18 protein-coding genes and 2 pseudogenes are annotated in these 21,191 nt (G+C 38.1%); 15 read left to right on the top strand and 5 right to left on the bottom strand.

The window, feature by feature from the left end:
• Nucleotides 1-29 precede the first annotated feature (29 nt).
• The 3 genes and pseudogenes from thiO to ACIR310F_RS27060 all read right to left on the bottom strand — a co-directional run.
• Nucleotides 30-1,101: pseudogene (gene thiO, locus ACIR310F_RS27625) on the bottom strand (glycine oxidase ThiO); the annotation flags it as partial.
• Nucleotides 1,102-1,243: 142 nt separating this feature from the next.
• Complete coding sequence (locus ACIR310F_RS0117630; protein WP_028084965.1) at nucleotides 1,244-1,696, bottom strand: hypothetical protein; 453 nt, start codon at nucleotides 1,694-1,696, stop codon at nucleotides 1,244-1,246.
• A gap of 31 nt (nucleotides 1,697-1,727) precedes the next feature.
• Nucleotides 1,728-1,932 (bottom strand): annotated as a pseudogene (locus ACIR310F_RS27060) (2Fe-2S iron-sulfur cluster-binding protein); the annotation flags it as partial.
• Nucleotides 1,933-2,321: 389 nt separating this feature from the next.
• Between ACIR310F_RS27060 and cimA the strand changes: the two are divergent.
• From cimA to ACIR310F_RS0117610, 3 genes are all read left to right on the top strand, one after another.
• Nucleotides 2,322-3,941: a citramalate synthase gene (cimA, locus tag ACIR310F_RS0117620; protein ID WP_028084964.1), complete on the top strand. Its 1,620-nt coding sequence runs from the start codon at nucleotides 2,322-2,324 to the stop codon at nucleotides 3,939-3,941.
• 666 nt (nucleotides 3,942-4,607) lie between these two features.
• Nucleotides 4,608-6,026 (top strand): glycosyltransferase family 2 protein, encoded by a 1,419-nt coding sequence (locus tag ACIR310F_RS0117615; RefSeq protein ID WP_028084963.1) that lies wholly within the window; start codon nucleotides 4,608-4,610, stop codon nucleotides 6,024-6,026.
• Between the two features lie 280 nt (nucleotides 6,027-6,306).
• The gene (locus ACIR310F_RS0117610) at nucleotides 6,307-7,626 is read left to right on the top strand and encodes a DNA methyltransferase (protein WP_028084962.1); all 1,320 of its coding nucleotides are present in this window, start codon (nucleotides 6,307-6,309) and stop codon (nucleotides 7,624-7,626) included.
• Here ACIR310F_RS0117610 and ACIR310F_RS0117605 read toward each other — a convergent pair.
• Both ACIR310F_RS0117605 and ACIR310F_RS0117600 read right to left on the bottom strand, forming a co-directional pair.
• Nucleotides 7,616-8,314, bottom strand: a complete 699-nt coding sequence (locus ACIR310F_RS0117605; protein WP_028084961.1) for a hypothetical protein — start codon at nucleotides 8,312-8,314, stop codon at nucleotides 7,616-7,618. The two genes, ACIR310F_RS0117610 and ACIR310F_RS0117605, sit on opposite strands and share 11 nt — an antisense overlap.
• A gap of 165 nt (nucleotides 8,315-8,479) precedes the next feature.
• On the bottom strand, nucleotides 8,480-10,279 hold the full coding sequence (locus tag ACIR310F_RS0117600) for an aspartate kinase (RefSeq protein ID WP_028084960.1): 1,800 nt from the start codon (nucleotides 10,277-10,279) through the stop codon (nucleotides 8,480-8,482).
• Between the two features lie 778 nt (nucleotides 10,280-11,057).
• Here ACIR310F_RS0117600 and ACIR310F_RS0117595 point away from each other — a divergent pair.
• The 12 genes from ACIR310F_RS0117595 (at nucleotide 11,058) to ACIR310F_RS0117540 (ending at nucleotide 20,839) form a co-directional block, all read left to right on the top strand.
• Nucleotides 11,058-12,464 carry an aspartate ammonia-lyase gene (locus ACIR310F_RS0117595; RefSeq protein WP_028084959.1) on the top strand — a complete coding sequence of 469 codons (1,407 nt, stop codon included), beginning with the start codon at nucleotides 11,058-11,060 and terminating at the stop codon, nucleotides 12,462-12,464.
• Nucleotides 12,465-12,716: 252 nt separating this feature from the next.
• The gene (locus tag ACIR310F_RS0117590; protein ID WP_028084958.1) at nucleotides 12,717-13,886 is read left to right on the top strand and encodes a pyridoxal phosphate-dependent aminotransferase; all 1,170 of its coding nucleotides are present in this window, start codon (nucleotides 12,717-12,719) and stop codon (nucleotides 13,884-13,886) included.
• A 42-nt stretch (nucleotides 13,887-13,928) separates the two neighbouring features.
• A complete protein-coding gene (locus tag ACIR310F_RS0117585; protein WP_028084957.1) occupies nucleotides 13,929-14,576 on the top strand; it encodes a histidine phosphatase family protein in 648 nt (215 codons plus the stop codon).
• 78 nt (nucleotides 14,577-14,654) lie between these two features.
• The gene (locus tag ACIR310F_RS0117580; protein WP_028084956.1) at nucleotides 14,655-15,680 is read left to right on the top strand and encodes a glucokinase; all 1,026 of its coding nucleotides are present in this window, start codon (nucleotides 14,655-14,657) and stop codon (nucleotides 15,678-15,680) included.
• 78 nt (nucleotides 15,681-15,758) lie between these two features.
• Nucleotides 15,759-16,406 carry a Uma2 family endonuclease gene (locus ACIR310F_RS0117575; RefSeq protein WP_035368328.1) on the top strand — a complete coding sequence of 216 codons (648 nt, stop codon included), beginning with the start codon at nucleotides 15,759-15,761 and terminating at the stop codon, nucleotides 16,404-16,406.
• Nucleotides 16,407-16,457: 51 nt separating this feature from the next.
• On the top strand, nucleotides 16,458-17,237 hold the full coding sequence (locus ACIR310F_RS0117570) for a YebC/PmpR family DNA-binding transcriptional regulator (protein ID WP_028084954.1): 780 nt from the start codon (nucleotides 16,458-16,460) through the stop codon (nucleotides 17,235-17,237).
• 90 nt (nucleotides 17,238-17,327) lie between these two features.
• Nucleotides 17,328-18,590, top strand: coding sequence for an FAD-dependent hydroxylase (locus ACIR310F_RS0117565; protein ID WP_028084953.1), 1,263 nt, complete (start codon nucleotides 17,328-17,330; stop codon nucleotides 18,588-18,590).
• Nucleotides 18,591-18,740: 150 nt separating this feature from the next.
• Nucleotides 18,741-18,935, top strand: coding sequence for a hypothetical protein (locus ACIR310F_RS23790; RefSeq protein ID WP_028084952.1), 195 nt, complete (start codon nucleotides 18,741-18,743; stop codon nucleotides 18,933-18,935).
• Nucleotides 18,935-19,087: a hypothetical protein gene (locus ACIR310F_RS25810; protein ID WP_155963892.1), complete on the top strand. Its 153-nt coding sequence runs from the start codon at nucleotides 18,935-18,937 to the stop codon at nucleotides 19,085-19,087. Before ACIR310F_RS23790 ends, ACIR310F_RS25810 begins: the two co-directional genes overlap by 1 nt.
• A gap of 201 nt (nucleotides 19,088-19,288) precedes the next feature.
• Nucleotides 19,289-19,534: a hypothetical protein gene (locus ACIR310F_RS0117550; protein ID WP_028084951.1), complete on the top strand. Its 246-nt coding sequence runs from the start codon at nucleotides 19,289-19,291 to the stop codon at nucleotides 19,532-19,534.
• On the top strand, nucleotides 19,531-19,935 hold the full coding sequence (gene vapC, locus ACIR310F_RS0117545; RefSeq protein WP_331271321.1) for a type II toxin-antitoxin system tRNA(fMet)-specific endonuclease VapC: 405 nt from the start codon (nucleotides 19,531-19,533) through the stop codon (nucleotides 19,933-19,935). Before ACIR310F_RS0117550 ends, vapC begins: the two co-directional genes overlap by 4 nt.
• A 136-nt stretch (nucleotides 19,936-20,071) precedes the next feature.
• Nucleotides 20,072-20,839 carry an abortive infection family protein gene (locus ACIR310F_RS0117540; RefSeq protein WP_028084949.1) on the top strand — a complete coding sequence of 256 codons (768 nt, stop codon included), beginning with the start codon at nucleotides 20,072-20,074 and terminating at the stop codon, nucleotides 20,837-20,839.
• The last annotated feature ends 352 nt before the right edge of the window (nucleotides 20,840-21,191 follow it).

The following is a 21,191-nucleotide window of genomic DNA, read 5'->3' as shown; positions in this document are numbered from 1 at the left end:
CATTGATGTAGTAGTAGATGACACAGCAGAAAAACGGGAATAGTGGAAATTAGGTAAAAGAGGATCTGTTTTTTGTTCGCAAATCAAATCAGCAATTAATGTCGCTGTCACTGGTGCGAGTAAAATTCCATTGCGGTAATGACCAGTAGCCAAAGTTAAATTAGGACAATGACTAGCACCCAAAATAGGTAATTCATCGGAGGTAGCTGGACGAAATCCCCACCAAAGTTCTTGAAGAGGATAATTTTCTAATTGGGGATACAAGCGAATAGCTGATTGTAGTAAACTTTGAATCCCGACTGGGGTATTATAGGCAGTAAATCCCACATCTTCATTAGTTGCACCAATAATGATAGAACGATTGCGTCGGGGGACAATATAAATACCTTCTCCAAATAATACCCTAGTTAAGGGTAATTCATTGAGACAATCTGGGACTCGTAAACTCAACATTTGTCCTTTACGGGGACGCACTGCTAAAGGTAATAATTGATTTACCCAAGCACCAGCGGTTAAAAGATAATGGTCAGCCCGAAATAAACCTATATTAGTCTGAACACCGATCACTTTTCCCTGTTGTTGAGAAATAGCTTCTACGGTAACTCCTTCTTGGAATATAATACCCTCAGACTCCGCCGCAGTCCGTAGAACCTTAATTAAAGCCCGGTTATCAACTTGTCCATCTTCAGGATACCACCAACCACCGACCACATCCTGACCCAAACCTGGTTGATATTGATTAATAGTATCTTTATTCAACCAGTGGGCCTTTCTATCCCCTGTATTTTGTGGTTGTTGATAAACTGGTGCGAGGATACCACAAGGCCAATAACCTGTATTATTTACATCCTTTTCTCCAGTTAATTCTGCTAATTTTTCCGTCCAATTTAAGTATAAATTGCGCGATCGCCGACATAAAGACAACATCGGCTCATGAGTAATATTTTCGGCTTCAGGGGCTAACATTCCGGCGGCGGCGTGGCTGGCGGCAGCAGTAAAATCACGTGAAAGTACAGTTACATTAGCACCCCGTAATTTCAGTTCCAGACCGCAAGCCAACCCGATAATACCACCACCAATAATTAAAACATCATTAGTCATTAGTCATTAGTCATTAGTCTAGTAAATAACTAATAACTCATAAAGGCTAACAAAGGGAGTAGAATTTAGGTCATTGGTCATTAGTTATTTAATTTTGACCGTTGACCGTTGACCATTGATTTTTAACTTAATTTATCTCTAGTTACCACAAAGCCCGAATTGGTTGTTTGTCCTGATTAACATTACTACTGGAATTTGATAGCCTGCGTGGCGTAGCCATGTCACTATCTGTAGTCGCCGTTTCTTTGGTAGAATCAGAACTTTGGTCACTAGTGCTTGTTTCTTGTGTAGTGTTAGAAGAATTACCTGAATTTTCAGTAGAAACATTACCTTGAGCTACATTAGTGCGGCGGTTTTCACTGTTAGAATCATTGCTTTTAATCGTTTCTGACTCATTACTAGAATTATTTTCCGTATCATTACCACCAGCGGCACTATTAACATTAATATTAGCTGGGAGAACACTGGATGCTCTGCGTCCTGTTGGCACGTTAGCACTTTGTTGTCCGCCCATAGGGAAATTAATTCCCAGTAGCGTACCTAGCAAAATTGCTACGCCGCCAGCCATCAAAATCAAGGGTGTCCATCTACCCATCTTGTTTGTCTCCTTTTTAACCTTTTGGTGTCTAAACTATTTGAGAACCTTGACCCCAAAAACCGTGAAATTTAGTCACTTTAACAGTAGCTAAAACTTGAGTTTGAGCAATCAAACCCAAATTACTTGTAGGAGAATGGGGAAGAAGGGAACGCAGAAGAATGCTCAGGTCAATTTACTGCGGACGCTTCGCCTTCTACCTTAACCGCACAAGTACCATAAGTGCCAATTCCTTTCCTCATATTTAACAGGATTTTGGGGATCATTTCCTTTGCTTGTCTTGGGAATGAAAACAGCCTAGAATTGAATTATTAACAACCTTCGATACAGCAGACAGAACCGGTTCATGCTTTTTGCTAAAGGTTTGGCAGAGGAAAAATAAGTACCGAATGGTTTTAGGGTTTCCTGCATGGGTAACATGAGTTAAATCCCCAAGGGGATATTGGCGAAGCTTTGAGACTGGAAGTAGGAAGAAAATATGAAGCTTCGCTACACTTCCTCAGAGCAATTGTTAGCATTTTTGTGTGGCCTGATGAAACTACCAAAATAGCTTTTTGTTGTTTATTGGCGTGCAGCCAAGTTATCTCTCAGGTGTCAGTGTTGAATCAAAGGTTCAACAATTTTTATGACCAAAACTCCCTCAAATCAACTTTGGCTCTATGACACTACTCTTCGGGACGGGACCCAACGGGAAGGACTTTCAGTGTCCATAGAAGATAAGTTACGCATTGCTCACCGACTGGATCAATTAGGGATTCCTTTTATTGAAGGTGGTTGGCCTGGCGCAAATCCTAAAGATGTTGAGTTTTTCTGGCAACTTCAGGAAAATCCCCTCAAACAAGCAGAAGTTGTCCCCTTTTGCTCTACCCGTCGTCCTCATACCAAACCCCCAGATGAACCCATGCTGCAAGCGATTTTGGCGGCAGGTACTCGCTGGGTGACTATTTTCGGTAAATCCTGGGATTTGCACGTTACAGCCGGACTCAAGACCAGTCTAGAAGAAAATTTAGCCATGATTGGTGACACGATTGAGTATCTGTGTTCTCAAGGACGACGGGTAATTTACGATGCTGAACATTGGTTTGATGGTTATAAGCAAAATCCTGATTATGCTTTACAAACCTTGACAACGGCCATGACCGCTGGTGCGGAATGGTTAGTTTTATGCGATACCAATGGTGGGACTTTACCTCATGAAGTTACACAAATTGTTCAGGATGTTAATTGTCATTTATCAATGGCCAATGGTCAATGGTCAACAACTCCGCAAATAGGAATACATACTCATAATGATTCAGAAATGGCGGTAGCTAATGCTCTAGCAGCAGTTATGGCGGGTGCAACAATGGTACAAGGGACAATCAACGGGTATGGAGAACGCTGCGGTAATGCTAATCTGTGTTCTCTGATTCCTAATTTACAGCTAAAGCTGGGTTATAGTTGTATCGCCCAACACCAGCTACATCAACTGACAGCGGCCAGTCGTTTTGTCAGTGAAGTTGTCAATCTCGCTCCTGATGAACACGCACCTTTTGTAGGACGTTCCGCTTTTGCCCATAAAGGCGGTATTCATGTATCAGCAGTAGAACGCAACCCTTTAACCTATGAACATATTCAACCAGAACAAGTCGGAAATACGCGCCGCATTGTCATTTCCGAACAGTCTGGAATAAGTAATGTTTTGGCTAAAGCCCGGACTTTTGGTATTGAGTTAGACAAGGATCATCCCCAAGCTAGACAAATTCTCCAGAGGATGAAAGAATTGGAAAGTGTCGGCTATCAATTTGAGGCGGCGGAGGCGAGTTTTGCCCTGTTGATGTATGATGTTTTAGGTCTGCGTCAACAGTTTTTTGAAATCAATGGTTTTCAAGTCCATTGTGATTTAATTCAGGGGAAAGAAACAACTCATTCTTTAGCAACTATTAAAGTAACTGTCAATGGTGAAAATATTCTGGAAGCTGCGGAAGGTACTGGACCTGTAGCGGCTTTGGATGCCGCTTTGCGTAAGGCTTTGGTCAACTTTTATCCGCAAATTGCTACCTTTGAGTTAACAGATTATAAGGTTAGAATTTTGAATGGAAATACCGGAACTGCGGCAAAAACTCGTGTCTTAGTTGAATCTCGCAATATTCAACAACGCTGGACAACTGTTGCCGTTTCTAAGAATATCTTGGCCGCCTCTTATCAAGCAGTGGTTGAAGGTTTGGAATATGGTTTATTATTACATTTCCAAGCAGAAAACTAGGCTTGAAAGTTGAGCCATAAATGGGTAAATATAAGTAGGTTGGCGTTAAAAATTGTCGTTATGACAAGGGAATAGGGAACAGGGAACAGGGAACAGGGAACAGGTTACAGGTTACAGGTTACAGGTTACAGGTTACAGGTTACAGGTTACAGGTTTTGGGCAACTTTACTTTTCGTTACTTGTGTCGGTTTTTCCGTTCGCCTACTTACAGCGTTTTCCGCTCTGATGAGGTATAAAGTTGAATCATGAAACTCTTGTGGTGCGGGCATCTTGCCCGCTAGATATGTACCTCATAACACTCTTGTAGTGCTGTAGCAGTCCTCGGTGGGTTGTGAACGGATTTTTTTGGAACGAACCACAGAGGACACAGAGGACGCAGAGGTAGAGAAAAGGGAGGTATTGTCGTCTTAGTTAGAATCGCTATGTATCCCGAACTTATTGAAGAAGTCCGGGATATGTATAATTATGTGGAATTAATTTAATAGCCGCTTTCACTCGATGAGGGGGAGACGAGAAGAGGGGGAGACGAGAAGAGGAATTATGCTCTATCTATTCCCTTTGGGACTCTTTAGAACTATATTAATTAGGTAGCTAGTAATCTGTTACAGAATCGGTCTGTAATTTAAAGCTACATACATAAAATAGCCGTTTTTAATTATATAACCTATGCCAGCAAATTCCTGGCCTGAAAACAATACTGATCACGGACACTCTGATCCCCTTGACCTGATCTTACCTGACCTCTCAGAAAATAAAGAATCAGAATACCTACAACCAAAACGATTTAAAGGCCGTCGTGGCAAAGCCGCTCTAGTTTTAACTATAGTCTGGAGTGGGACTATTACCCTACATTTAGTTTCTTGGGGTTCGATATTTATCCTGGGACTGACAACAATACTGGGAATTCATGCCTTGGGGATTATTTTTACCAAACCCCGCGACCATTCCCCAAAGATAGAGGCAGATTTGCCTTTTGTGTCTGTGTTAGTGGCTGCTAAAAATGAAGAAGCAGTAATTGGCAGATTAGTTAAGAATCTCTGTAATTTGGAATACGGTAATGGTGAATATGAAGTCTGGATTATTGATGATAATAGTACAGATAATACACCCCAATTATTAGCAGAACTCCAGCAAGAATATCAACAACTGAATGTATTTAGGCGTTCTCCCCAAGCTAGTGGCGGAAAATCTGGAGCATTAAATCAGGTATTGCCACTGATAAAGGGAGACATTATTGCTGTATTTGATGCCGATGCCCAAGTTACACCAGATTTGCTATTTCAGGTAGTTCCTTTGTTTGAAAAAGACAGAGTAGGGGCTGTACAAATACGTAAAGCGATCGCCAATGCTCCAGAAAATTTCTGGACTAAGGGACAAATGGCGGAAATGTTGTTGGATATCTGGTTTCAAGAACAGCGGACTGCTATTGGTGGTATTGGTGAACTCCGAGGTAATGGTCAATTTGTCCGCCGTCAAGCCCTAGCAAGTTGCGGTGGTTGGAATGAGGAAACTATCACCGATGATCTGGATTTAACTATCCGCTTACATTTAGATAAGTGGGATATTGAATGTGTTTTTCATCCCCCAGTGGAGGAAGAAGGTGTTACCAATGCTACAGCCCTTTGGCATCAACGTAACCGCTGGGCGGAAGGTGGTTATCAACGTTATTTAGACTACTGGGATCTGATCCTCAAAAACCGCATGGGGACAAAGAAAACCTGGGATTTGTTGATCTTTATGGTGACAATGTATATCTTACCAACGGCCGCAATACCAGATATATTAATGGCGATCGCTCGTCATCGTCCACCTATGTTAAGTTCTGTAACTGGGTTATCTCTAGGGATGTCAGTTATAGGTATGTTTGCGGGTTTAAAGCACGTCCATAAGGCTACTCCAAGGCTATCGGAACAGCTTAAACCATCTACCTATTTAGTGTTACTTTTACAAACCCTTCGCGGCAGTTTATATATGTTGCATTGGTTAGTAGTCATGAGTAGCACCACAGCGCGAATGTCCTTCCGACCAAAACGTTTAAAATGGGTAAAAACTGTTCATAAAGGTGTGGAAAAATCAATTTTGTAATTAGGTAATATAGCAATTCCCATGCAAGTTAGGTACAAGAACTCAGAATTAAACGCAGATAAACGCGGATAAACGCAGATAATTTTGTACTTTATTAGACTAGGATTCGCTATCAGGTTAATACTCCCCGGTCTCAGGACACGGGGATTCTTGGTTAAAATAGTTAGACTACCTGTTGTGTAGCGAAGCAGTCCGTAGGTATCCGGTTTAAATGGTTAATAGTGCCGCCAACACAACTATTTTATGCTACTTTTGAGTGGCATTCATTATTGGAGTAATTATGTTTCAACAACTATCACTATTTGAAGATAAAAATAATGATATTACCAAGTGTTTTTATAAAAGCATTGAGGAGTCTGGCTTTAACTATCAAGAAATTGATATAGGTGATATCACATTTAAAGCGGGACAAACTGAGTCAGTGCATAGATGGTATCGACTAACTCCCAGTTATTCACCAAATTTAGTCCGCTTTTTTATTGATTTATTTAAAATTACTAAAAATGATTTTGTAGTTGATCCATTTAGTGGTAGAGGTACAACAATTATCGAATGTCAGAAGCATGGAATTAAGGCTCTAGGAGTTGAGATTAACCCTTTACTTCAGCAAGCAGGAAATAAGTCTCTATTGTGGAATCTTAGTAACATTTCTTTAATTAATAATTATCTTGAAGAAGTATTTAGTGAAATTAAAAAATATGAGACATTTTCACTGGAAGATGTAGTTGAGATATTCAATACTAGAGTTCCAATTATTCATAATGTCTTTCGTTGGTGGAAAATTAATGTTTTAAAAAATCTGATTATTTGTCGTGAGATAATGAGACAAGAAAAATATGATCCCATTCATGAATATATTTGGTTATCTTTGAATAAATCGTGTTTGGATTGTGCCAATATTCACAGAAATCATCCAACTATTACATTTGATGATCATCATCAAAGAGAGATAGATGTTTATTTAGAAATAAGTAATAATCTCAAAGACATCAGGGAAGATTTGATTAAGCTTAACCAAGGAGAAATATTATTTTCTAATTTGAACTCAATTGTACTAGGTGATTCCACAAATAACCTGCAAAATACAATTAATCGCTCTATAGATTTCGTAATTACTTCACCTCCTTATCCAAACCGCTATAGTTATGTTCATCAAACTAGACCTCAATTACACTTCTTAGAACTCTTAGAAGATATTCGTGAAGCCACGGAAATAGACTTACGAGCAATAGGTGGAACATGGGGTAGAGCAACTTCAATTTTGCAAAAGGATTTAATCATAGTTCCTGATGAGATTAGATCATATCTTTCTTACTATGATGAACTTAAAAATCAAAACATTTTAATGTGTAATTATGCGACTAAATACTTTATTGATTTGTGGAAACATATAAGAAGTTTAAAACAGATTGTATCGAGAAATTTTCAAGGTGTTTATGTTGTCGGTAATTCTCGACTCTCAAATGTGGAAATATTTACAGAGGTGATTTTGAGTAAACTTTTTCAACGTGAGGGTTTTGTAGTTGAGAAAATAATTTCCTTCAGAAAAAGGGGCGGTAAAAAACGTTTGTATGAAACAGCAGTATGTATTAGAAGTTAGAGAAAATATTATCAATCTCTTTTTTAAAAGACTTTGAATTTATCTGAAGGAAATTATAAAGATCGAAACCAGTAATAGTGTGAACCAAATTAAAACTGTCTATTCCTTCATACAGTTCCCAACTCTTTGATAATCTACTTACAGGACTTTTCAAGGATGTGTTGCAGAAAATTAACATCACAGGTAGAATTTGATATGACTTCAAAGCTAGGGACATATCATAATCAGCTTGAATTCTCTTAGAGTCACCAATTTGATAGCATGAACGAACCTCAAATCCTATTCCTTCATATTGAATCCAATCTTGAGGAATGTTATGATTAAACTTCTCTTTTTTTATTAATCCATCGGTAGATCGAACCTGATCACGCTCACCAATTTTAACATTTACACTAAAGTGTAGCTCATTATCATTTAAGCCGAAACTTTCTTTTAATAAATAGGTAAATAAATTCTCATACATATCACCGAGTTTACGGTGTAAAGAAGTTACAAGATTCCCTCCCACTCTAGCAATAATATATCTTTCATCATCTAAACCTAAAGAGCCAAAAGCAGGATCATTAGCTATAAATTGCTGAAATTCTTCTCTATTGTTTACACCAGTATAGCTCTTGTAAGGATTAAAATCTAAAACCTTTCTAATATTTGTGATAGCTATATCAAGCAAGTCATTCTCATTTATCATTTTATATTTTATCCAGTTTCTATTTAATTATCAAATAAGTCTTTAACTGTAACTTCAAGATCATTAAAGCCAAAAAATGTAGCATCCGGGTTTTGATTTTAATTAATTCAAAATAAAATATTTGTCTGAATGCTACAATTGGGAGTATAAACAAGCTGATTATCTTCAAGCGGGAACTACAAAATTTTCACTCCCAGCTAAATCAAAAGCCGCGTGAATAACTTGTAAAGCTTTCACACCTTCATCAATACCTACAACACAACTAATTTTAATTTCTGAGGTAGCAATCATTTGAATGTTGATTTGATTTTGTGCTAAAGCTGTAAACATTTTCGCTGCAATTCCTGGTTGTCCTACCATACCAGAACCAACTATACTAACTTTAGCGATCGCACTATCTAATATTACCTCACCCCAATCATATTCCGCTGCGACTTGTGTAAGTTTTTCTTGAGCGATTTCTGCATCTATTTTAGCCACAGTAAACGCGATATCCCGACGGGGAACACCGTCTACCACCCGACAACGTTGGGATTGAATAATCATATCCACACTGATGTTATATTCTGCCAAAAATCCGAATAATTTAGCGGCCATACCCGGACGGTCTGGTAATTGACGAATAGCAATCCGGGCTTGATTCCTATCTAAAGCGACACCACGCACAGCGGGGGCTTGAGGACTCGGATAGGCCAGGGAAGTACAGGAAGAATTGATCTCAAATGTATCACACAAAGCAACTATAGCGCGATCGCAATCTATAGCATCAACTACACAACTCACCTTGACCTCACTGGTAGAAATCATCTGAATATTCACACCAGCGGCCGCCAAAGTTTTAAACATTTGCGCTGCTACCCCTGGTCTACCAATCATCCCCGCGCCGACAATACTAATTTTTGCAGTATCTTTTTCTACTAAAACCTCTGCTTCATTGGAACTGGGATTATTTCTCAATGCCGGAGCTATAGCCGATGATACCGCTTCTGCTCGTTTTAATATTGATGTATTTACTGTAAAAGCAATGTCATTACTATTACCTTCATGAATAGATTGAATAATCAAATCCACATCCACATTTTGCTGAGAAATTTCGCCAAATAACCGGGCTGCTACCCCAGGTTGGTCAGGAACGCGCAATAAAGCCACCTTAGCCTGTTGCATATCAAATTCTATAGCGTCTACAGGGCGAGCTAATTCTAAGTTAATTAACGCCCGATTTCGTCTTGGAGGGGTTGTTACCCACGTTCCCGGTTGATCTGTCCAACTTGAACGTACCACCAAAGGAACGCCATAATTACGGGCAATTTCCACAGCCCTGGGATGTAATACTTTCGCCCCTAAACTTGCCAATTCCAGCATTTCATCACTGCTGATTTCTGTCAATAATTGAGCTTGGGGGACAATGCGGGGATCTGTAGTTAAAATACCTGGTACATCTGTATAAATTTCACAAAAATCTGCGCCAATGGCTGCGGCTAAAGCAACTGCGGAAGTATCAGAACCACCACGTCCCAAAGTAGTAATTTCTAATTGTTCTGTGTTGCTAATCCCTTGAAATCCAGCAACCACAACAACTTTACCGTCATTAATCTGCCGCATTAAGCGTTCTGTTTCAATATGTAAAATGCGAGCGCGGGAATGTTCAGCTTCAGTAACAATGCCTACTTGAGCGCCAGTCATGGAAATTGCTGGTTGTCCAATTTCCTGTAATGCCATACTCAATAAAGCAATAGTAACTTGTTCTCCTGTAGAGAGTAGCATATCCATTTCCCGACGATTAGGGGTTTTAGAGATATCATTAGCTAGTTTAACTAATCCATCGGTAGTTTTCCCCATGGCTGAAACCACTACTACTACAGAATTTCCAGCTTTGACAGTTTTTTCAACTCTAGTCGCAACTGCTTGAATACGTTCGACTGAACCAACAGATGTACCACCGTATTTTTGAACTATGAGCGCCATAATCAGTATTTGATGTATTTATCCTAAGTTTTATTGGTGAACAAGGCAGAGAAACATTAGAAAAAATAATTGTACCGTACAAAAGTCAATTGACAATGGATGATGAACAATTGACAATGGATGATGAACAATTAACAATAGATGATGAACGATTAACAATGGATAATTAAGAATTATTAATTATAATAATCTCTTTAAGTCATGTTTGACATCAATTAATAATGAAATTTGTACTATCACAGAAGTTAACTATTGATTATTTCTGATTGACTACAATTTCACATACTCCTCAGCCATCAGTAACATTATTGACAATAGCCAAAGTAACCATTGCTAGGGAGTAAATACCTAAAAAATCAAGATGGGATCAAGATATGTTGACTGGAAGTAAAGTATACAGCACTGCTGCTGCTAAAATTGATGTGAGGATAAAAAATTATGTGCAATGGGTAATGGGTAATGGGTAATTGGTAATTGGTAATTGGTAATTGGTAATTGGTAATTGGTAATTGGTAATCGGTAATGAGTAATAACTCTACCTCCTTTCCTTTCCTGTTACCTGTCCCCGTGGCGTAGCACCTGTAACCTATTCCCTGTAACCTATTCCCTGTTCCCTATTCCCTATTCCCTGTTACCTATTCCCTGTTCCCTATTCCCTATTCCCTATTCCCTGTTCCCTGTTCTCTATTCCCTGTTACCTATTCCCTATTCCCTATTCCCTGTTCCCTGTTCCCTGTTCCCTGTTCCCTGTTACCTATTCCCTATTCCCTCTTGCTTTATGATTAACAATTCAGATTTTCGCGTTGAAAGAGACTCAATGGGCGATCGCCAAATTGCCAATAACGTTTATTATGGTATTCAAACCCAAAGAGCGATCGAAAATTTCCCCATTAGCGGTATTAAACCTTTACCAACTTATATAGATGCTTGCGTATATATTAAAAAAGCTACAGCTATTGTCAACTCAGAATTAAATTGTATTCCCGCAAACATCAGCAAAGCGATCATACAAACCACTGATGAAATTTTAGCAGGGAAATTACGAGATCAGTTTGTGGTTGATGTTTATCAAGCCGGTGCGGGAACTTCACACCACATGAATATTAATGAAGTTATCGCAAATCGGTCTTTAGAAATTCTGGGTGATCAAAAAGGTAATTATAAACTAGTTAGCCCCAATGATCATGTCAACTATGGACAGTCCACTAATGATGTTATTCCTACTGCGATTCGTATTGGTGGTTTATTGGCGCTTTTTCGCAGATTACAGCCAGCTTTAGAACAGGCAGTTTTGGCATTAGAAGCAAAAGCGGAAGAATTTGAAAATATCATCAAATCTGGGAGAACCCACCTGCAAGACGCTGTACCAGTGCGGTTAGGTGATAATTTCCGGGCTTGGGCTTATATCCTGTCAGAACACCAAAACCGGCTTTATATTGCTGCTTCTGACTTAATGGTATTGGGTTTAGGAGGAAGTGCTGCGGGAACAGGAATGAATACCCACCCGGAATATCGTCAAAAAGTTGTAGATGTCTTGAGTCAATTATTAGAATTTCCCCTACAACCAGCGCCACATTTAATGGCTGCAATGCAAAGTATGGGGGCTTTTGTCAATGTTTCTGGGGCTTTACGGAATTTAGCCCAGGATTTAGTTAAAATATCCCACGATTTGCGGTTAATGGATTCAGGACCCAAAACCGGATTTAAAGAAATCCAACTTCCTCCAGTACAACCCGGTTCTTCGATTATGCCGGGAAAATATAATCCAGTTATGGCAGAAATGACATCAATGGTATGTTTTCAGGTCATGGGATATGATAATGCGATCGCTTTTGCTGCTCAAGCGGGACAATTAGAATTAAATGTGATGATGCCTTTGATTGCCTATAATTTAATTCACAGTATTGAGATTTTAGGTAATACAATTTCTGCTTTAACTACCAACTGTATTCAAGGAATTACTGCTAACAAAGAAAGATGTTTAGTCTATGCTGAAGGTAGTTTAGCGTTGGTCACGTCTTTAAATCCCCATATTGGTTATTTGAATGCTGCGGCTGTAGCCAAAGAATCTTTAGAAACTGGTAAATCTCTACGACAAATAGTTTTAGAAAAAGGTTTAATGACTGAGGAACAATTAGCCACTGTATTAGATTTAGAAAAAATGAGTGAGATTGTTCCATTATAAACAGATAGGGATTTAGTAAGCTGTTACGCAGCGAAATTGTACAATCTTAATATAGCTAAATCTTGTGGTGCGGGCATCCTGCCCGCTATAATTATACAAATACAAATTAAATGCAGTACAGCTTATTGCTAAACCCTGACACCAACTTTATTCATCCTTTTTTATCTGCGTTCATCTTCTATTAAAATAAATCGTCTGCATCAGGTTTATATATCATTTACAATCATCATTTGTTGTGTCTTTTTACCAGTTATGAATTACGAATTATCGCGCATGAATGCAATTCAATCACCAATTATTCCCGTTATTGGAGAATTAATTAAAAACTCTCCGGGAACAATTTCCCTGGGTCAAGGTGTGGTTCACTATCAACCTCCAGCAACGGTTATGGAACTATTACCAAAGTTCCTTGCTGACCCGAAAAATCATCTTTATCAGGCTGTGGTTGGTATTCCTGAATTATTAACAGCGTTAGCAGCAAAATTATCAATATTTAATGGTATTGATATTAATGAAAAAAATGCTATTGTGGTGACTGCCGGTAGTAATATGGGTTTTATAAATGCTATTTTAGCAATTACTTCTCCTGGTGATGAAATTATTTTAAATACTCCTTACTATTTTAATCATGAAATGGCGATTAAAATGGCAGGTTGTCATCCGATATTAGTCCCAACTGATACAGATTATCGCCTAATTCCCCCAGCTATAGCCGCTGCAATTACAGAGAAAACCCGTGCTGTGGTGACGGTTTCTCCTAATAATCCAACGGGTGTAGTTTATTCAGAAACGGCTTTACTTCAAGTTAATCAAATTTGTCGAGAAAAAGGAATTTATCATATTAGTGATGAGGCTTATGAATATTTTACATACAATGGTGTAAAACATTTTTCTCCTGGGGCATTTTTAAACAGTAATCAATATACAATTTCTCTTTTTAGTTTATCAAAAGCTTATGGTTTTGCTAGTTGGAGAATTGGTTATATGGTTATTCCCCAACATTTATTAATGGCTGTAAAAAAGGTTCAGGATACTATTTTAATTTGTCCACCAGTGGTTTCTCAATATGCAGCATTAGGCGCGTTACAAGCTAAAGATAATTATTTAAAAGATAATATTAACGCCATTGCCCAAGTGAGAGAAATAGTAATTAATGAACTTCATAATTTAACTAGTTTATGTACAATTACACCAGCCAATGGCGCATTTTACTTTTTCTTGAAAGTGCATACCAAAATGAATGATTTGGAATTGGTGAAAAGACTGATTCAAGAATATAAAATAGCCGTGATTCCCGGAACTACTTTTGGTATAGAACAGGGTTGTTATTTGCGGGTTGCTTATGGTGCATTATCAGCAGATACAGCAAAATCAGGTGTGGAAAGATTGGTTAAGGGACTGCAAACTGTTGTATCATCATAACCGCAGCCAGAAAATTCATACTCCTTAAGATCATTTTCTCCCATGAGTCAAATAGTTTGGATAGCAAGACACGCTAACCGTCTTGATTTCGTAAATCCAGATTGGTTTTTAACCGCCGAAAGACGGTATGATCCGCCTTTATCCGATGATGGTATGATACAAGCACAGCAATTAGCAAAACGACTGAAAGGGAAAAAAATCGCTCACATTTTCGCTTCTCCGTTTTTGCGAACCATACAAACTGCTCATGCGATCGCTGAAGTTTTGGATTTGGCGATTAAACTAGAAATAGGTTTGAGTGAATGGCTAAATCCAGCATGGATGACCGAAGAACCGGAAAAACTCTCAACTCCAACCTTAGTCAAATTATTTCCCAGAATTGACCCCAGTTATACATCACGCATAGCTGCACAATACCCCGAAACCCATGAAAAGGTGCGAGAACGTTCAGCCCAAACTGCCAGATGTCTATCTACTGAATTTTTTCCCCATGATATTCTATTAGTAGCCCATGGTGCTTCTGTATTGGGGGCAGCAATGGGGTTAGTGGGAGATATCGCTAAAACTGAAGTTAAGGCTTCTCTCTGTTCCTTGGTAAAGGTGGTGCGTCAAGATTCCCAATGGTTGCTAGAACTAAAGGGGGATACTTCCCATTTAACTAAAACTGAGGAATTGGTGCGATTTGTGTGAATATTTTGATCATAAGGGGATTTTTCTCAAATCCCAAGGGACAATTAAGCACAGGTAATTTATTAGCTGATAATTTTTATGAGTTTGCTACTGGCAGGAGACATCGGTGGAACAAAAACTATTTTGCGTCTGGTACAATCCTCAGATGCGGTAGGGCTAAAAACTCTGTATGAGGAGAGTTTTCCCAGTGGGGATTTTCCTGATTTAGTCCCCATAGTCCAAAAGTTTTTAACTACAGCTAACTCTAGCACACCAGACAAAGCCTGTTTTGCCATCGCTGGACCTGTGGTAGAAAATACTGCTCAGTTGACTAATTTATCATGGTTTCTGGATACAGAACGTTTAAGCAAAGAACTGGGTATTGAAAGAATTTCTCTAATTAATGATTTTGCGGCTGTTGGTTATGGTATTTTTGGTTTAACTAAACAGGATTTACTAACTTTACAAGTTGGTAAATACCAATCAGCAGCACCAATGGCTATAATCGGTGCAGGAACGGGGTTAGGACAGGGATTTTTGATTAAACAGGGAAATAGCTATCAAGTCTTTCCTTCCGAAGGTGGACACGCAGATTTCGCCCCCCGCAATCAGTTAGAATTTGAATTGTTGAAATATATTTTGACTAAATATGATATTCAACGAGTGTCGGTAGAAAGGGTTGTTTCTGGTTTGGGAATTATTTCTATTTATCAATTTTTACGAGATAGAAAAATAGCTACTGAGTCTCCAACAATTGGGAACGCAGTCAGAATTTGGGAACAAGAAGCAGGAAAGTCAGAAAAAACTGTTGACCCTGGTGCGTTAATTGGGAATGCTGCTTTAGAAAAAAGCGATCGCCTTTCGGAACAAACTATGCAATTATTTATAGAGGCTTACGGCGCTGAAGCGGGAAATCTAGCCCTGAAACTACTACCTTATGGAGGATTATACATTGCTGGTGGTATCGCCCCTAAAATCCTACCTTTAATACAGGATGGCAGTTTCTTGAACAATTTCACCCACAAAGGAAGAATGGGGTCTATTTTGAGTGAAATACCCGTATTTATAATACTCAACCAACAAGTCGGGTTAATTGGTGCTGCTTTGTCTGCATCTAGGTTATAAATAGCAATAACAGTAAAATCTGCATCTACAACTTCTATGATGATGTAATATCAGTGAAATATTCAGGAGTAGCAAAAAATGATCATCACTGAAATACCAACGCAATTACTAACTAACAATTGGATAACAGCAACTTGGGATGAATATATTCAAGTAATTGAAAATTTTGCTGATAAAAAAGCCAAAAGTTATTATCATCATGGGAAAATGAGGATAGAAATATCACCAATTGGAAATGATCATGCTTGTTACCATAGTATAATTATTTTTGCTGTTAACCTATTTGCAACAATTAAGGGAATTAAATTTAATAGCAAAGATAATTGTACATACAGAAAAATAGGATTTCAAGAAGTACAACCAGATGTTTCTTATTATATTGCTGAAAAAGCAAATGCTATTCCCTATGGAACTGCTATTATCAACTTAGATGTTTATCCTGTACCAGATTTAGTCATTGAAGTTGCTAATAGTTCCTTAGCTGATGATCAAGGGGAAAAACGTCTCATGTATGAAAATATGGGTATACCCGAATATTGGGTACTTGATGTCCAAAATCTCCAGATTATCCCTTTTATCATCGAAAATGGCGAAAGTAGAAGAATTAATGAATCTCAAGTATTACCAGGATTACAGATTTCTTTACTTAATGAAGCATTAAGAAAAACTCGACAAATGGATCATAGTCAAGTTTGTGCTTGGTTATTAAGTCAATTTCAGCAATAATTATATAATTTCATCCTATTTTTAAATAGCGTACTCATAATTTTGGGAATTATGGCAGGACATAGTAAATGGGCTAATATTAAACGTCAAAAAGCAGTAGTAGACGCAAAAAGGGGACATATCTTTACCCAGCTATCTCGCGCGATAATTGTCGCAGCTAGAAATGGTGTACCAGACCCAGCGGGGAATTTTCAACTACGGACCGCTATTGATAAAGCCAAGGCGGCGGGTATTCCTAATGATAACATTGATAGGGCGATCGCTAAAGGTGCAGGTACTTTTGCTGGTGATTCCTACGGAGATCCTCGCTATCACGACCGTTTAGAAGAAATTCGTTATGAAGGTTATGGTCCAGGTGGTGTCGCAATTTTGATTGAAGCCCTCACAGATAACCGCAACCGTACTGCTGCTGATTTACGGGTGTCCTTTAGTAAAAATGGCGGAAATTTGGGAGAAACCGGTTGTGTCAGTTGGATGTTTTCCCAAAAGGGTGTTTGTGTGCTTGAGAATGTAATTAATGAAGAACAGCTTTTAGAAGCTTCCTTAGAGGGAAATGCTGAGTCTTATGAAATGATTGCAGACCAAACATCTGAGGTATTTACTCAAGTAACAAATTTAGAGAAACTCAGCCAAGTCTTGAAAGCAAAAGGGTTTAAAGTAGTTGATGTAGAAATACGCCAGATTCCTGGTAATAAAGTTGAAGTAACAAATATTGAACAAGCGCGATCGCTTTTTAAATTAATTGATACCTTAGAAGGACTAGATGACGTGCAAAGCGTTACCAGTAATTTGGAAATTGCTGATAATTTGATGGTTTTAAGTATGACCTAGTATTTTGTACCGTATTTTGTGCCGTTGCCTTGATTATCAATCGTAATCGCGTCACAATAATAATTAAAACTATTGTAATTTATCTTCACAATGTCTCCCACCCTTCTGACTCCTACCCTTTCCTCTCCCCACTCCCCCACAGAAAACCATTGGGGATATGATTATGATTTAGTCATAGTCGGTGGCGGAATTGTTGGTTTAACCCTGGCTTCCGCTTTAAAAGATTCTGGTTTAAATATCCTGCTGATTGAAGCTAGAATGACATCAGCCGCTGTAGCGAAAGGACAGGCCTATGCTGTACATATGTTGTCAGCAAAAATTTTCCAAGGCATTGGTTTATGGGATAAAATTCTCCCCAATATCGCTAAATATAACCAAGTTCGTCTTTCTGATGCTGATTATCCTCATGTAGTTAACTTCCAAACTACGGACTTAGGTACACCAGAGTTAGGTTATGTAGCAGAACATTACGCACTATTAGCACCATTACAGGAATTTGTGGGAAATTGTGCAAATGTAACTTATCTTTGTCCAGCAGAAGTCGTAAGTACAGAAAATCAGTTAGATACAATTAAGATTAACATCAAAATTAACGAGACCACCAAAACGATTCGTAGTAAATTATTAGTGGCTGCTGATGGTGCAAGATCTCCCATTCGTGAAGCTGCGGGAATTAAAACTAAAGGTTGGAAATATTGGCAATCATGTATTGTAGCTTTTGTCAAGCCCGAAAAACCCCACAATAACACTGCTTACGAGAAATTTTGGTCTAGTGGACCCTTTGCAATTTTACCCTTACCAGAAAACCGTTGTCGCATTGTTTGGACAGCGCCCCATGCAGAAGCAAAAGCCTTATGCGCTTTAAATGATCAGGAATTTTTAGCGGAACTGACTAAACGCTATGGTGAGCAAATGGGTAAATTAGAATTATTGGGGGACAGATTTATTTTTCAAGTACAATTAATGCAGAGCGATCGCTATGTTCTCCCTAGATTAGCATTAATTGGCGATGCCGCCCATAATTGTCATCCTGTGGGAGGACAAGGTTTAAATTTAGGTATTCGTGACGCAGCAGCATTAGCCGAAATCATCCAAACAGCACAGCAAAATCGTCAAGATATTGGTAATATTTCCATACTCAAGCAATATGAACGCTGGAGAAAAAAAGAAAACCTCGCAATATTGGGTTTCACCGATTTATTAGATCGAGTTTTTTCTAATAATTTCCTACCATTAGTCATATTAAGAAGAATGGGATTATGGATGATGCAAAAAGTCCCGATGATCAGAATATTTGCTCTCAAATTGATGATAGGATTAAAGGGAAAAACACCAGAATTAGCTAAACGGTGAAATTACCAACACCAAAAGTAGGGCGCGTCAGATTCGATAACTCAGCCAGCCATAAATCGCCTTTTGATCTCTGACGCACCTGAAAAATTTACCTCTTTTAATAATCTGTTAATAACATCAACCTCATAACTAAGGAAAGTGAGAGATATCATGACTCAAACTTTAGAAAATTCTCTCAATTTAGTAGAAGAAGAACAACATTTCTACCGTCCTGGAATAACTTGGGAAAGTTTTCAAGCAATTCAAAAAGCCTTTGCAAATGTACCAGGAGTGCGTTTATTTTATTGTGAGGGAGTTTTAGAAATCGTGACTATCAGTAAACCCATGAAGCAATTGCATCTTTAATGGGATTGCTGTTAGGACAATATTTTTTAGAACAAGGTATTGAATTTTTCCCCAGTGGAAGTTTTTCTCAAATTATTCCCGGTATAGTTGAGTATCAAACAGAATTAACAGATAGAGAAACAATTTTTGCAATTTTAAACCAAGAACAATGAAAACCGAATTTAGGAAAAGTTTTGATTATTGATTTAGAACAAAAGTAACATCTGTTAAAACAGGATATATTGAATATTGGACTCCCAAACAAATTGACGTACCCAAGCAAATTGAAAGAGTATTAAAAGCCATGAATAATTAAAAAATACTTTTCAAACAATTAGTAGTATAATAATCCAAGATACTAAGGAGTTAATTATATGCAAATAAAACTTAAATCAAAAGTTGATGCACAAGGTAAATTATTGTTACAACTTCCCCAACAATTAGCTAATCAAGAATTAATTATTATTATTACTGATGCTTTTGAAGAGAACATACCAACACCACAAGAATTAGGATATCCTGCGGATTTTTTTGATAAAACTGCTGGAAAGTGGGAAGGTGAGGTTTTAGTTAGAGAAAATTTAGTTGATTGCGATCAAAGAATTTGGGATATTGAATGATGATTTACTTATTAGATACTAACACCTGCATTCAATATTTAACAGGACGTAGTGAAAATGTAATTAATAAATTTAAAATTACTCATCGTGAAAATATTTGTTTGTGTGATGTTGTCAAGGGAGAATTATACTATGGGGCTTGTCGTAGCGTAAAAAAGGAGCAAAATTTAGCTTTATATGAGTTATTTTTCTCTCAATATATCAGTTTACCTTTTGATGGAAAAGCAGCTAGAATTTATGGTGAAATTCGTTCTCAATTATCAAAGTTAGGTACTCCTATCGGTGCTTATGATTTTCAAATTGCTGCCATTGCATTAGCTAATAATCTTATTTTAGTAACTCATAACACTAGAGAATTTCAAAGGGTTGAAAATTTACAACTTGAAGATTGGGAAGTATAGTCTTTGCCATGATACTTATATATCATTTACAGATTTCTCCAAATCTTCCCTGCCAGCCCTAAATAGATTTTTGATATCTGACGCACCTTAACACTATTATTTATTTACTACAAACATTAGTTAAAAAAGAGCCACAATGCCTAACTCGGTAAATGAACTTTTCAACCAAGTCGAACGATTCAAACAAATTCTTGTATCTCGTGCTACTGGCAATTTTGATGAAGGAGACAATGAGGAATATAAAAAATTACGGTTAAACTTGTTGCAAATTCCACGTATCAATAATCAAATGCCTGAATGCGTAAAAAAATGTAGAGATTTAAAAGAGTTTTGGGATTTTGTTGCTTCCAATCTTGGTAAAAGTTATTCAGGAGCTTATCAAGAACGAAGAATGTATCTTCAGAGAGAATTTAATCCTCTTCTAACCTTACTAGAAACTGAAGTAATTGCATCCACAAATAGCGGTATATTAGAAAGATTAACGATGGTTGACTCAGAACATATTCAAGAAGCATGGCAGAAAGCATTAGAACGAAAATCAACGGATATAGATGGTGCAATCACTATGGCAAGAACTTTGCTAGAAAGCGTCTGTAAATATATCCTAGAAAAGAATGGAGTGAGATACGAGTCTGGCGCAGATTTACCCAGTCTCTATCGTCTAACTGCTAATGAACTTACTCTTGCTCCAAGTCAACATACAGAAGAAACATTAAAGCGAATTTTTGGAGGATGTCAGACAATTGTAGAAGGGTTAGGAACACTCAGAAATAGGTTGAGTGATGCTCACGGTAGGAGTATGAATGATGCTAAACCTGCTCCTCGTCATGCTGAACTAGCCGTTAATTTAGCTGGAAGTATGCCTATTTTTCTGATCCAAACATGGGAAGAGACTAGCTTCTAGTTTCGTAGTTCCAATTTTCTAACTGAGAATACAGTTTGATGGTGCGTTACGTTGTCGCTAACGCACCATCAAAAAAGCAATTAAGAAACTTCCGTCTTTTCCTTACCTGCATTCAAAGTCACAACATCTTGCAATCTTTCCTCGTTCCCAGGTTCTACCTGGGAATGCAATCAAAGGGATCTGCCTTATGCTAACATTAATATGAGGCAGAGCCTCATTAACTGTATTCCCTGTCAGAGACAGGGAACAAGTATTTACAGCACTTCCCGATGTTATGAGGTACAATAACCCCACCCCCAACCCCCTCCCCGCAAGCGAGGAGGGGGCTTAAGATGTACTTCATAAGAGCGAA

Origin of the sequence: Dolichospermum circinale AWQC310F (assembly GCF_000426925.1) — a bacterium.
Lineage (GTDB): Bacteria > Cyanobacteriota > Cyanobacteriia > Cyanobacteriales > Nostocaceae > Dolichospermum > Dolichospermum circinale.
This window is presented reverse-complemented; position numbering and strand designations above follow the sequence as displayed.